General features: G+C 66.5%; 11 protein-coding genes. 5 read left to right on the top strand and 6 right to left on the bottom strand.

The window, feature by feature from the left end:
- Positions 1 to 3 precede the first annotated feature (3 nt).
- From gspL to HWY30_RS04045, 3 genes are read left to right on the top strand one after another with little or no spacing between them, the layout of a single operon-like run.
- Positions 4 to 1,413 (top strand): type II secretion system protein GspL, encoded by a 1,410-nt coding sequence (gspL, locus tag HWY30_RS04055; RefSeq protein ID WP_090802324.1) that lies wholly within the window; start codon positions 4 to 6, stop codon positions 1,411 to 1,413.
- Complete coding sequence (locus HWY30_RS04050) at positions 1,410 to 1,913, top strand: type II secretion system protein M (RefSeq protein WP_090802323.1); 504 nt, start codon at positions 1,410 to 1,412, stop codon at positions 1,911 to 1,913. Before gspL ends, HWY30_RS04050 begins: the two co-directional genes overlap by 4 nt.
- A gap of 28 nt (positions 1,914 to 1,941) precedes the next feature.
- The gene (locus HWY30_RS04045) at positions 1,942 to 2,721 is read left to right on the top strand and encodes a type II secretion system protein N (protein WP_090802321.1); all 780 of its coding nucleotides are present in this window, start codon (positions 1,942 to 1,944) and stop codon (positions 2,719 to 2,721) included.
- A gap of 138 nt (positions 2,722 to 2,859) precedes the next feature.
- Here the strand turns inward: HWY30_RS04045 and HWY30_RS04040 are convergent, their stop codons facing one another.
- Positions 2,860 to 4,464, bottom strand: coding sequence for an efflux transporter outer membrane subunit (locus HWY30_RS04040; RefSeq protein WP_090802320.1), 1,605 nt, complete (start codon positions 4,462 to 4,464; stop codon positions 2,860 to 2,862).
- Positions 4,465 to 4,743: 279 nt separating this feature from the next.
- Complete coding sequence (locus HWY30_RS04035) at positions 4,744 to 5,142, bottom strand: hypothetical protein (RefSeq protein WP_090802318.1); 399 nt, start codon at positions 5,140 to 5,142, stop codon at positions 4,744 to 4,746.
- 258 nt (positions 5,143 to 5,400) lie between these two features.
- On the opposite strand from HWY30_RS04035, the gene HWY30_RS04030 reads away from it, so the two are divergent.
- Both HWY30_RS04030 and HWY30_RS04025 read left to right on the top strand, forming a co-directional pair.
- Positions 5,401 to 5,907, top strand: a complete 507-nt coding sequence (locus HWY30_RS04030; RefSeq protein WP_090802317.1) for a MarR family winged helix-turn-helix transcriptional regulator — start codon at positions 5,401 to 5,403, stop codon at positions 5,905 to 5,907.
- A 211-nt stretch (positions 5,908 to 6,118) separates the two neighbouring features.
- Positions 6,119 to 7,681, top strand: a complete 1,563-nt coding sequence (locus tag HWY30_RS04025) for a DHA2 family efflux MFS transporter permease subunit (protein WP_090802315.1) — start codon at positions 6,119 to 6,121, stop codon at positions 7,679 to 7,681.
- Between the two features lie 51 nt (positions 7,682 to 7,732).
- Here HWY30_RS04025 and HWY30_RS04020 read toward each other — a convergent pair whose 3' ends face one another.
- From HWY30_RS04020 to ada, 4 genes are all read right to left on the bottom strand, one after another.
- Positions 7,733 to 8,248, bottom strand: coding sequence for a hypothetical protein (locus HWY30_RS04020; protein WP_090805516.1), 516 nt, complete (start codon positions 8,246 to 8,248; stop codon positions 7,733 to 7,735).
- A gap of 223 nt (positions 8,249 to 8,471) precedes the next feature.
- Positions 8,472 to 10,088, bottom strand: coding sequence for a glutamate--cysteine ligase (gshA, locus tag HWY30_RS04015; protein ID WP_090802313.1), 1,617 nt, complete (start codon positions 10,086 to 10,088; stop codon positions 8,472 to 8,474).
- 225 nt (positions 10,089 to 10,313) lie between these two features.
- Complete coding sequence (locus tag HWY30_RS04010) at positions 10,314 to 11,234, bottom strand: DNA-3-methyladenine glycosylase family protein (protein WP_090802312.1); 921 nt, start codon at positions 11,232 to 11,234, stop codon at positions 10,314 to 10,316.
- Positions 11,231 to 12,391, bottom strand: a complete 1,161-nt coding sequence (ada, locus tag HWY30_RS04005) for a bifunctional DNA-binding transcriptional regulator/O6-methylguanine-DNA methyltransferase Ada (RefSeq protein WP_090802310.1) — start codon at positions 12,389 to 12,391, stop codon at positions 11,231 to 11,233. The genes HWY30_RS04010 and ada overlap by 4 nt, the downstream gene beginning before the upstream one ends.
- Positions 12,392 to 12,861: the final 470 nt, after the last annotated feature.

The raw sequence follows: 12,861 nt of genomic DNA, 5'->3' as shown, positions 1-12,861 counted from the left end.
CCTTTGAGCACGCTGATCGTCCTATTGCCACCGCGTGATCCGGCGGTGCCCTCGCAGGAATGGCAACTGCCCGAGCTGCCGTTCGTGCTGCTCGACAAGACGGGGCGCACGCAGCGCGCCGGCCGCTCGGCGCTCGCGCTGCTGCCACGCGCCGGCACGACGGTGCTGATGCTCGCCGCGCGCGACCTGCTGCTGATGCCCGCGACGCTGCCGCCGCTGCGTGGCCCGAAGCTGCGCCAGGCGCTGCCCAATATCGTCGAGGATCAACTGATCCAGGACCCGCAGACCTGCCATATCGCGGTCGATCCGCAGGGGCTTGGTGAAGGTCGGCACCTGCTCGCGATCATTGATCGCGGCTGGTTCCGTTTCATCTATGAGGCGTTCACGACGGCCGGTCATCGCAGTCTGCGCGCGGTGCCGGTCACGCGTTGCCTGCCGCTGGCGCCGGTGACCGAAGTTGCCGCGAACGACGATGAAACAGCCGAAGTGCGCGAGCCGGCGATGGCCGGCGCGGCGAGCGTCGCGACGTCGCTACCGGGCATCGCGCCGGTGGTCGCGCCCGAAGCGCCGTCCATCGTGCCGATGGTGGCCGCGGTGCTCGGTGCGGTCGTGCAGACCGCACCCGCGCTGCTCGTCGAGGGCGCGCTCGACAGCGGCGTGCCGCGCGTCGAACTGGCGATTGCACGCGGTGTCCAGGGCGAGGGTTTCGCGGCGCCGGCCGATGCGGTGAACGCGACGCTGTCCGCGCTAGCGGGTGCGGCCCCGGTGTCGCTGTACATGCTGACCGAGGTGCCCGGCAACGAGCCGAACCAATCCACGACGAGTCCCGCGCGGCTCGCCTCGCATATTCACGGCGCGAGTCCGCTGCCGTTCGAGCAGCTCGCGCGACGCGCGCTCGAATGCCGCTTCGACCTGTGCCAGTTCGAATTCGCGTCGCAGCCGTGGCGCCTCGATCGCGCGACGCTGCGGCGTCTGCGTCTGCCGATCGTGCTCGCGGTCGGCGCGCTCGTCGTCGCGATCATCGGCGCGAACGTGCAGTGGCTGATGCTTGCGCGTCAGCGTGACGCGATCAACACGCAGATGACGGAGCTGCTGCTCAATACGTTTCCGAAGACGACCGTCGTACTCGACGCGCCCGATCAGATGGCGCGTCAGGTGCAACAGCTGCGCGTGGCGGCGGGCGAGCTGTCGCCGGAGGATTTCCTGTCGCTCGCCGACGGCCTCGCGCGCTCGCTGTCGCCGCTGCCGGTCAACGGCATTGCCGCGCTCGACTATCACGAGCACCGCCTCGACGTGACCTTCAAACCCGCGGTCAAGGTCGACCCCGACTTCGCCAAGCGCCTCGCGCGCAACGGCCTTACCGGCGCGATCGACAGTAGTACCGGCAAGTGGACCATCAGGAACGGACAATGAAAGCTGAACTCGCTCAAACATGGGCTGGCTTCTGGGACCAGCGCACCGATCGCGAAAAGGCGCTGCTGACGTGGGGCGGCGCCGCGCTCGCCGTGGCGATTGCGTGGTCGGTGCTGTGGGCGCCCGCGCAGGAAGGCCGCGCGCACCTGCGTGAATCGCTGCCCAGCCTGCAGCGGCAGCTTGCGCAGATGACCGCGCAGTCGAACGAGGCGCGCTCGCTGTCGGCGGCCGCGCAAGGTGTCGCGCCGACCGGCGCGGCGCTGAAGGACGCGCTTTCCGCATCGCTCGGCGAACATGGCCTCGCCGCGACGCAGGTGCAGTTCGTCGGCAACGCGGTGCAGGTGCAAATGAAAAACGTGGCGTTTCCGGCCTGGACCGCGTGGGTCGATGACGTGCGCAAGCAGTTCAAGGTGCAGGTCTCCGAGGCGCACATCACCGCGTTGAAAGACGACGGCCAGGTCGATCTGACGGTCGCGCTGCAACCGTCGACCGCGAAATAACCACGCGCCGTTCGCTACAGGATCTCGCATGAATTACTGGATGTGGCGCCTGCGTGCGGCGCTGCCGTGGCTGGTGGTCGCCGTTTTGTCGGTGGCGGCCGTGACGCTCGCGTTACTGCCGGCCGCCTGGATTACGCCGCAGTTCGCGCGGCAAACGCACGGGCACGTCAATCTCGTCGACGCCGAGGGCTCGCTGTGGCACGGCTCGGCGACCCTGATGCTGGCCGCCGGCGCCGATATGAGCGCGGCGACGCTGCTGCCTGGTCGGATCGAATGGCGCACGGCGTTCTGGCCGCTTTTCACCGGACGCGTGCGCATGGTCATGCGCCATAGCGAGGCGATGCCCGACCCGGTCACGGTCGAAGCGACGCCGCGCGGCGCAACCGTCACGCCGGGCGTGCTCACGGTGCCGGCGTCGCTGCTCGCGGGGCTTGGCGCGCCATTCAACACGCTCGATCTGCAGGGCAACGTGCAGCTGTCGTGGTCCGAGTGGCGCAGTTTCAACGGCGAAGCGTTCGGCCAGCTGACGATGATGCTCGACGACGTCAGCTCCCGGGTGTCGCTCGTGAAGCCGCTCGGGTCGTACCGGGTCAGGTTTCAGGCGCAGGGCATGTCGTCGGCGCTCGATCTGAGCACGATCAAGGGTCCGTTGACGCTGACCGGCAGCGGCACGGTGTCGGCCGCATCGACGTCGTTTCATGGCACGGCGAGCGCCGCGCCGGAACAGCACGATAACCTCGCCGGCCTGCTGAATCTGCTTGGCCGGCCTAGCGGGCCGGATACGGTGGCGCTGACGTTCGTGCACTGAGTTGGGGCTGACGTGCGCTGATGTGTGCCGAGGCGCGTGTTTCGCGCGCGTGGCGCGATGAAAAAAGAGGCATGGCCGCGAGTTGCGGCCATGCCTCTTCTGTTTTGTGGCGTTGCTGCGCGGCGAGCGCAGCGGACATTATTTGCTCTGCACCCGTGCTTGCGGCGCGTCTGTGCCCAACGCGGTGCTCTGTGCGATGGACGGCGCGCCGACTGACGTGGCCGCAGCTCTCGGCGCCGATGCCGGCAGCGGCGCGGGCGCCGCGACATCGCCGGTCTCGCGATTCATCTGCGACGCGTCCCAGCCGCCGCCGAGCGCCTTCACGAGCCCCACCGACGACACCATCCGCTGCCCGGCGATATTCTCGAGCTTCTGTTCGGCCGTGAAAGCCGTGGTCTGCGCGGTCAGCACATTGACGAAGCCGACCGTACCCGCCTTGTACTCGTTCGTCACGATGGCGAGCGCCTGGCGCGCCGAGTCGACCGCCTGCCGCTGCACGACGATTTCCTGTTCGAGGATGCGCAGCGACGCGAGGTTGTCCTCGACGTCCTGGAACGCGGCGAGCACCGTCTGCCGATAGGTCGCGACATCCGCGTCATAGGTGGCACGCGCGGCCTCGGTTTGCGCTTTGCGCAGGCCGGCGTCGAAGATCGTCCCGGCCAGTTGCGGGCCGAGCGTCCAGAAGCGCGACGGCAACGTCAACAATTGCGAGAACACCGAGTTCTCGAAGCCGCCGGTCGCCGACAGCGTCAGCGACGGGAAGAAGGCGGCGATCGCCACGCCGATCTGCTCGTTCGCCGCCGCGGCCTTGCGTTCCGCCGATGCGATATCCGGCCTGCGTTCGAGCAGCGCGGAGGGCATCTGCGCAGGCACGGCGGGCGGCGTCGCGGTGAGCGGCATCGGCGGCAGGGAGAACATCGACGCGGGCACGCCGACCAGCACCGCGATCGCGTGCTCGTCCTGCGCGCGCTGGATGCCGTTGTCGATCGCGGCGGCCTGCGCCGATTGCAGCTGCGTTTGCGCCTGGATCACGTCCGAGCGCGCGGCGACGCCGGCCGCGTACTGATTCTGCGTGAGTTGCAGCGAGCGCTGATAGGCGATCACGGTGTCGTCGAGCAGCTTCTGCGTGGAGTCGAGCGCGCGCAGCAGGAAGTAGGTCTGCGCGAGCGTGGCCTGGGCGGACAGGCGCGCGTTCGCGAGGTCGGCGGCCGCGCCCTGCTGGCCGGCTTTCTGCGCGTTGACCGAGCGCGTGACCGAGCCCCACAGGTCGGGCTCCCAGCTCGCCGTCATCTGCACGTTGAAGCTGTTGGTGATGCCCTCGCGACTGGTCGCCGTAGTCGCATTGCCACTGGTTTGCGTGCCGTTGCCCGAGCGCGTCGCGCCCGCCGACGCACCGATCGTCGGGAAGTACGCTGCCCGCGCTTCGCCGACGAGCGCGCGCGCCTGCCGGTAGCTCGCGGCGAATTGCGCGATGGTCTGGTTCGCGGTGTTGAGCTTGGCTTCGAGTTCGTTGAGCTTCGGGTCTTCGTAGATCGCCCACCAGTCGCCGCGGTCGTGTTGATCGGCGGGTTCGGCGACTTTCCAGCCGGGCGCGGCTTCCTTGAACGACGCGGGGATCTCGGTGGCCGGCCGCTGATAGTTCGGACCGACCGCGCAGGCGGCCAGGAGCGTCGCGCAGGCCGCGCTCACGGCAAGGGACAGGACGCGCGGAGCAAGCGCCCGCGACATTCGATCAGACTGCATGCAATGAATTCCTTCTGGACGCCGCAATACGGCCGGGAATGGCGCCACCGGCCGGGCGAGATCGTGGTCTGCCGGAATGTTAGCGTATGAGCCCGCGCGAGCGCGGGAAACTGGAAGCCGAAAGGTTAATGCGAGGCGGTGCGCAGGTGTGTTACTTGCGGTGACGCGCTGGTTACGCGTTGTTACCGGCGGCGCGAGGGGCTGCGGGTTCGCGGTGGTTCAGATGGCTAGACGAAGCGAAACTGTGTGCCGAAAAGCGCGCTGCGAATCGGTGCACCTTCAGAGCCGCGATTCCGTGGATTGGGTCTGCTGGCGTTGACGCTGACACGCGAGCTTGCCAGCGGAGGCCCGGCACGACGCACCGCCAGGCGCGAGGCAAGCGTTACCGCTGTTGGCCGTCGCGGGGACGACGTTTCCCGCCTTTATCACGAAGCTTTCCTTCGGCAGCACGATCTCGCTGGATTCCGCGCCCACAACGCTGCCTTTGCTCGCCCGCTTCGTGCCCCTTCGATGCTCGGCCCACGCGAGCAACGCGACACCCACCGACCCACCCGGCAGCACGAACAGTCCCGCAAACAGCGCGAGCTTCCACCAGCGGTGTCGGCCCTGGAAGGTATGGAGTGCGGAATCGGTGAGTGAGCGGCTGAGGCCGCCAAGCGTGTTTTTGAGGTACAGCATCGGGGAAATCCTTTGGCGCGCGTCGCGAGGCGGGCGGCGTGCGGTCGATCGGTCAGAACATGGTCTCGAATGGCGCAGGACGCGCGAAACTCATTGCTTGTCATAATATTGACTATGCAATCAAATTTCAAGATACTGTTCGGCGCAATTGATTCGACTGTTGTATTTCGGTTGGCCTCGTTGCGCACCGCAAAATGCGATTTGACTTGTCTGCTTAGGCAGCTAAACTTCGTCTTGCCTGGATGTTGCGGATACCCCATGACTGATGGCCCCTACAAAGCGGACGAGGTCGAGCTCACGAGCAGTCTCGGCTACTACCTGACGAAAGCGCGCAACGTGCTGGTCGAGCGCACGGACCGTGCGGTCAAGCCGCTCGGGCTCACCGCGCAGCAGATCGGCGTGATTCTGATGCTGTCGTCGCGGCGCGCGAGCACGCCATTCGAGCTGTCGCGCGCGATGTCGTACGACAGCGGCTCGATGACGCGTCTGCTCGACCGGCTGGAAAAGAAGGGCTTCGTCGTGCGCACCCGCAGCAGCGACGACCGACGCATGGTGAAACTTGAGCTGACGCAGCAGGGCCACGAGGCCGCGCGCCAGTTGCCGAACCTCGGCGCAACTGTGCTGAACGACCAGTTGCGCGGCTTTACCGCCGAGGAGCACGCGACGCTGATTCACCTGCTCGCCCGTTTCATCGCAAACGGTCCCGAGGCAGACGCCGACGTGGGTTGCGGACCGGCGCCACCGCCGGACGAGCCGCCGGGATGAGCCGAAGCATGCGTCAAACAACGGTCGTCGTCGGACGGCGGCGGCGCGTCATCACGAAGTACTAGCAGGACAATCACGAGGCGCGTTTCCAAGGCGTCATTGTCATCAGATATCTGTCTGGGCAGAGGGTGATGCGGCATGCAAGCATCGTATCTGAAACACCCGATAAGGCTGCCGCGACAAGCTTTCGCCGCCTGAGGAGAACAAACCTATGGATGCCACGGCTTCCAACGCCACGCTGCCCGCAGCAGAACTCGCCCCGCTCCAGGGCGGCACGCTCGCGCTGCTGACCGTCGGCCTTGCGCTCGGCACCTTCATGGAGGTGCTCGACACCTCGATCGCGAACGTCGCGGTGCCGACCATTTCCGGCAGCCTCGGCGTCGCCGCAAGCCAGGGCACCTGGGTGATCTCGTCGTACTCGGTCGCCTCGGCGATCGCCGTGCCGCTGACCGGCTGGCTCGCGCGACGCGTCGGTGAGGTACGACTCTTCACGCTGTCCGTGCTGCTGTTCACGATCGCGTCGGCGGCCTGCGGTTTCGCGCACAACTTCGAATCGCTGATCGCATTCCGGCTCGTGCAAGGGCTCGTGTCCGGGCCGATGGTGCCGCTGTCGCAGACGATCCTGATGCGCTCCTACCCGCCCGCCAAACGTGGACTCGCGCTCGGCTTATGGGCGATGACCGTGATCTGCGCGCCGATCTTCGGCCCGGTGATGGGCGGCTACATCACCGATAACTTCACGTGGCCGTGGATCTTCTACATCAACGTGCCGATCGGCCTGTTCTCGGCGTTCTGCGCGTATCTGCTGCTGCGTGGCCGCGAGACGCAGACGACGCGCCAGCGCATCGACGCGGTGGGCCTCGTGCTGCTCGTGACCGGCGTGTCGTGTCTGCAGATGATGCTCGACCTCGGCAAGGACCGCGACTGGTTCAACTCGACGTTCATCGTGGCGCTCGCCGTGATCGCGCTCGTGTCGATCGCGTTCCTGCTCGTGTGGGAGTTGACCGAGAAGGAGCCGATCGTCGACCTGTCGCTGTTCAAGGATCGCAACTTCGCGCTCGGCGTCGTGATCGTCTCGTTCGGCTTCATGGCGTTCTTCGGCTCGGTGGTGATCTTCCCGCTATGGCTGCAAACGGTGATGGGCTATACGGCCGGCCTCGCGGGTCTCGCCACGGCACCGGTCGGATTGCTCGCGCTGTTTCTGTCGCCGATGATCGGCAAGAACATGCATCGGCTCAATCTGCGCATGGTCGCGAGCTTCGCGTTCATCGTGTTCGCGATCGTATCGTTCTGGAACTCGACGTTCACGCTCGACGTGCCGTTCGGCCACGTGATCCTGCCGCGGCTCGTGCAGGGGATCGGCGTCGCCTGCTTCTTCGTGCCGATGACGACGATCACGCTGTCGAGCGTGTCCGACGAGCGTCTTGCAAGCGCGTCGGGTTTGTCGAACTTTTTCCGCACGTTGTCGGGCGCGATCGGCACCGCGATCAGCACGACGTTCTGGGAAAACGACACGATCTATCACCACGCGATGCTTGCAGATACGGTCAGCACGTATTCGGCGAACACCAACGCCTATACGAATGCGCTGGCGGGCGCCGGGCTCGCCGGCGACAGCCTGACCGCGCAGCTGAACCAGGTGGTGACGAGTCAGGCGTACATGATGGCCACCAACGACTTCTTCCGCATCTCGGGCGCGGCGTTTATCGTGCTGGCGGTGCTCGTGTGGATCACGAAGCCGCGCAAAGGCACCGGGCCTTCATTAGCACACTGAAGCAAACGCGCGGCGGCGGCGAACGCATCGCCGCTGCGGCCACCGCTCGATCTATTGCGACATCACCTCGCCATTCGGCAGCCTGGTCGTGTTACGGGGCATCGTCTCCGGATGCGTCGCATCGGGCGCGTTCTGCGATGGCGTCGCGCTGCCTTGCGGCGCGCTGGCGGCTGTGCCCGTGGTGCCTCTCACATACTGCTTGAAATCCGCACCGGCTTCCCACGGATTCGGCTTGCAGCCGAGCGAGCTGTCGCAATGCGCCGAAAAGCCGATCGTGGTAGTGCCATCGGGACCCGCGGCGCGCGTGATCTCAAACGCGAGCGCGCGCTTGCCGCCGTCCGGGCCGGCGGTCTGGATCAGTGAGTCGTTAGCGGTCTCGATCTTGTATTTCGAATGACTCGCGACCCACGTTTGCGCCCGTTGCCACCAGAGGTCGCATTCGGCCTTGTTCGAACACGTCAACGGCCTGGTCGCGATTTGCATGACATCGGGATCGACCTGACCCTGGGTCGAGCATGCCGTCGTCGCCAAGAGACACAGCGCGGCCAACAGAGCTTTGTTCTTCACGTCGATACCTCCCCTGTGGAGCATGTCATAAGATTTTGGACTACCCCATCGAAGCGGTGTTTCACCCAGATCGGAGAATCGCGACGTCGCGCGGAGTATTTGCCGATTCCGCGGACGCCTGAAGAGCGCAATCCGTAGAGGTTACCTGCGCGTTACTCGGGGCAAAGAAAAAGCGGCCACGTGGGCCGCTTGAAGCACTTCCGGGATGCTGTGGTCCGAACGCTCAGACGCTGAAGCGATTGAGCGTATAGGCCCGATACGCAGCGACGAACGCATCGAACGAACCAACCTCGTCGCGTTCGAGCTTCGCCTGTTCGTCGAGCGATCGCACCGCGAGCTCGGCAAACGCCTTGGACTGCGCGGCATCGAGCGGACGCGCACGGAAGTACGCGGCGTGCGCTTCACTTTGTGCGAGGCCGAACGCGAGGAAGCTTTGCTGCTGGTCGCGCATCGTTTGCAGCACGCGCGCCGATGGCGTCAGCGACACGTCCGCGAGCTTCGCGCGTTGCGCGGCGACCGCGCGCGCGTGTTCGTCGCCGCCCTTCAGGCTGTCGAGCACGGCCGCCGCGGCGTCGATTTTCACGAGCAGTTCGTCGGCCCAGTCGATCATCGCGACCGGCTGGCCGTCGCGAACCAGTTCGAGGCCTGGCTTGCGGCCTTCCATCGTCACGCGGCCGAAGTTCTGGTTCGCTTCGGTGTACGCGGGCGGAGGCAGGGGCGCGCTGTCGTCGAGCGCGCACACGAGCAGGTACGCGTCGAGAAAGCGCGATGTTTCGAGCGAAATGCCGGCCGGCTCGAACGGATCGATGTCCATGCAACGCACTTCGACGTATTGCACGCCGCGCGCGGCGAGCGCATGCAACGGCCGCTCACCCGGATACGTGACGCGCTTCGGACGAATCGTCGAATAGAACTCGTTTTCGATCTGCAGTACGTTGGTGTTGATCTGCACCCACTCGCCGTCGCGTTGCGTGCCGATCTGCTCGTAGGCGGGATACGGCCGGCTCACGGCTTTCGCGAGCGCGTCGAGATAGCCAAGCAGCGTGTCGTAGTCGGCGTGCAGCGCGGCTTGCGCGGCCGTGTTCGAATAGCCGAGATCGCTCATGCGCAGGCTGGTCGCGTACGGGCGGTACAGGGTGTCGGCGTCGAACGTATCGAGCGTGTGTTTGCGATCGCGGAGAAAGCGCCGATCGAGCGCCGGCGACGCGCCGAACAGATACATCGGCAGCCAGTTCGTGCGGCGGAAATTGCGGATCAGCGCGAGGTAGCGGTCGGACTGGAAGTCGACGGCGTTCGCGGTGGATTGCTGATCGGCGTGCAGCAGGCGCCACAGGTCTTCGCTCAGCGAATAGTTGTAGTGGATGCCCGCGATGCACTGCATCGTGCGGCCATAGCGCAGCGCGAGGCCGACGCGGTACACGTACTTCAGCTTGCCGATGTTCGAGGTGCCGTAGTGCGCGATCGGAATGCCATCGTCGGTGGCGGGCAACAGTCCCGGCATCGAGTTGTTCCACAGGATCTCGTCGCCGAGCTCCGCGTAGACGAAACGATGCAGCACGTCGAGTTGCGCGAGGGTTTCGGCGGCGTCCTGCTCAGCCGGCGTGATCAGCTCGAGCAGCGCCTCGGAGTAGTCGGTCGTCAGCGACGGGTGCGTGAGCGCCGAGCCGAGCGCGCGCGGATGCGGCGTCATCGCGAGCTGGCCGTTGCGCGTCACGCGCAGGCTTTCCCTTTCGATGCCGCGCAGGCCGCGTATCAGCACATCGCGCTGCGGGCTCGAGTCGAGCACTGACAGGCGGTGCGAAAGCGCGTCGGTCGTGCAGGAAGGTGTGGTGTTTGGCATTGATGCAAGTCGGGCGTTGCCGGTCGCCGTGTATCGCCAGACGATTCACAGACGGTATAGCGGCTGACAACGTTCGGCGGAATTTTCAGTAGCGGGCACTTTAACATCTCGCCAGAACCGCTGCTTGCGGCCGCTTCGGCGGAGTTTCAGCGGGCACGTCGAGGTCGCGCTGAGCTACGCCATCGGCATCGGCATCGGCATCGGCACGTCGCGACGACGCTCAGCTCATCCCCCGCGCGCAGCGCCCGCCCGATCCGCCACCTCGTTCCACAGATGCATCGCGGCATACGCGCGATACGGCCGCCACGCGTCGGTGCGGCTGCGCTGCTGCGCGGGCCGTACGAGCGAAGGATCGCGCGCGCAGATCGATTGCATCAGCACGAGATCCGCCTCGGGCCATGCATCGGGATCGCGCCATGCACGCATCGCGACGTATTCGACGGTCCATGGGCCGATGCCCGCGAGCGCGAGCAATGCGGCACGCAGGCTCGCGGCATCGACGGTGTCGCTGCTGTCGAGCGGCACGTCGCCGCTCGCGACCGCACGCGCGAAGCCCTGCAACGCGGCGACGCGTTTGCCCGGCATGCCGATCTGCGCGAGATCGACTTCGGCGAGCGCGGCCGGCGTCGGAAAACGCCACGCGGTGTTTTCGTGCGGATGCCCGTCGATGCGTTCGCCCGCTCGCTGCACGAGCCGTCCGATGATGGTCGTCGCGGCCTTCACGCTGACCTGCTGACCGACGATCGCGCGCACCACCAGTTCGAAGCCGGACCACGCGCCCGGCACGCGCAGGCCGGGCACCGCGGCGACGAGCGGCGCGAGCCACGGGTCCGCCGCGAGTCCGGCGGCGATCTTCCTTGGATCGGCGCACAGATCGAACATTCTTGCGATTGGCGCGGCGAGTGCGTCGGCGTGGCGGCTCGCCGGCCCTTCGATGCTCGCGACGATGCAGCGCTTGCGCGGATGCAGCCGCACGCCGAGTGTGCCGCTGTCGCCGTTCCAGTCGATCGCGCGACGATACGCGCCGTCCTCGACGGCTTCGACGCCAGGCGTCGCGCGGCCGCTGAAAAAGCGCAGCAGCCGCGGCCAGTCGAACGGTGCCTTGAACGGCAATTCGAGAGTTGCAACCTCGTGAAGCGTGCTCAAGCGGCGTGATCCAGTTGGGAGTTGTGGGAGTCGGCATCTGTGCGGCTTGCGTCGCGGCGGGGCGCGTCGCTGGCTGAAACGCCGCCTGCGTGCTGCGCCTCATTGTCGAGCAACGCGGCCTTGCGCGGCAGCCCCCAGCGATAGCCGGCGAGCGCCCCGCCCTTCTGCACGACGCGATGGCAAGGAATCGCGAGCGCGACCGGGTTGGTCGCGCATGCGCTCGCGACGGCGCGCACAGCCCGCGGCGAGCCGACCGCCTCGGCGATCTGCGAATAGCTGCGTGTCTCGCCGTACGGGATTCGCCGCAGCGCATCCCACACGCGCTGCTTGAATGCGGTCGACGCGATATCGAGCGGCAACTCGAAGTCCTGGCGCGTGCCGCGCAGATACGCGTCGATCTGCGCGATGAACGGCGCGAGCCGGCCGGCGTCTTCGCGCAGCTCGGCATTCGCGAACTCGCCGCGCAATTCGTCGATCAGCAGCGCGGTGTCGTCGCCGAAACCGATCTTGCAGATGCCCTTGTCAGTCGCGGCGACCAGCACGAAGCCGAGCGAGGTCGGCGCGCTCGCATAGTGCACCGTCAGGCCCGCGCCCTTGCGGCGATACGCGGACGGCGCCATGCCGAGCTCGGCCGGCGCGCTGTCGTACATTCGCGACGGCGAGCCGAAACCGGCGTCGAGCGTCGCGCGCGTGACGTCGGCGCCGCCCTGCAGCGCATCGCGCAACGCGGCGCCGCGTTGCGCGGCCTGGTACTGACGCGGCGAGACGCCGACCACGCGCTTGAACAGGCGCTGCAAATGGAACGGGCTCACGTGCACGGCATCGCTCAGTTGCGCGAGCGTGAGGCGCTGCTGCGGATCGGCGTCGAGCGCGGCGCACGCCCTGGCGACGATGTCGAGCTCGCGCGGCAGACCGCCGGGCTGGCAGCGCTTGCAATCGCGAAAGCCCGCGGCGCGCGCGGCGGCGGCATCGGTGAAGAAAGCGACGTTTTCGCGGCGCGGCTGGCGCGACGCGCACGACGGCCGGCAGAACACGCCGGTCGTCCTGACCGCGTAGAAGAATGCGCCGTCGGCATCGCGGTCGCGGTGGGTGACGGCGTCCCAGCGTTCGTCGTCGGTGCGCCACTGGGTGGTGTCGACGTCGGCGGCGGCGCGCATGGGGTCGGGATGGCGAGTGGTGGCGTTCATGATGTCATGGGGCCCGGATGGGCAGGCAGTGTCGATGCTCATCAATCTAGGCCCGAACGCTACACAGTACGCGCCGGATCTTGCTCTGTCATTCGGACGCGCTTGTCCGTACCCGTAGTGGGGTCAAACCGGCAAATTGCAATCCGAAGCGCCTTGGAATGCCCTGCGGCCGGACGTTTTGCCTCAAAGTGCGGCAATTTCGCACGATATCGGGTTTTCCCTTAAAAAGTTATTGCGTCGCACCAAGCCGATGTGTATATTAGTGCTTGTCTCCTCCATGTCTCCTCCTGATATGGATTCAGCCCGCTCCACTTGAGCGGGCTTTTTTTTGGTGCGCCAGGCATGGCGCGTAGCGCCGTGACTGGCGCTGTCCGACCCGCTGTGGTGGCGAGCCGGATGACTTGGGGGTGAAAGTCCTCTGCACACCCGGCAAGGGGAAG

Source organism: Paraburkholderia tuberum STM678, from assembly GCF_902833905.1.
Taxonomy (GTDB): domain Bacteria; phylum Pseudomonadota; class Gammaproteobacteria; order Burkholderiales; family Burkholderiaceae; genus Paraburkholderia; species Paraburkholderia tuberum.
This window is presented reverse-complemented; position numbering and strand designations above follow the sequence as displayed.

Coding starts and splice junctions, on each gene's coding strand:
- HWY30_RS04045 (WP_090802321.1), top strand. CDS start 1,942: ATGAATTACTGGATGTGGCGCCTGCGTGCGGCGCTGCCGTGGCTGGTG.
- HWY30_RS04035 (WP_090802318.1), bottom strand. CDS start 5,142: ATGCTGTACCTCAAAAACACGCTTGGCGGCCTCAGCCGCTCACTCACC.
- HWY30_RS04025 (WP_090802315.1), top strand. CDS start 6,119: ATGGATGCCACGGCTTCCAACGCCACGCTGCCCGCAGCAGAACTCGCC.
- gshA (WP_090802313.1), bottom strand. CDS start 10,088: ATGCCAAACACCACACCTTCCTGCACGACCGACGCGCTTTCGCACCGC.
- ada (WP_090802310.1), bottom strand. CDS start 12,391: ATGCGCGCCGCCGCCGACGTCGACACCACCCAGTGGCGCACCGACGAC.
- HWY30_RS04030 (WP_090802317.1), top strand. CDS start 5,401: ATGACTGATGGCCCCTACAAAGCGGACGAGGTCGAGCTCACGAGCAGT.
- HWY30_RS04040 (WP_090802320.1), bottom strand. CDS start 4,464: ATGCAGTCTGATCGAATGTCGCGGGCGCTTGCTCCGCGCGTCCTGTCC.
- HWY30_RS04050 (WP_090802323.1), top strand. CDS start 1,410: ATGAAAGCTGAACTCGCTCAAACATGGGCTGGCTTCTGGGACCAGCGC.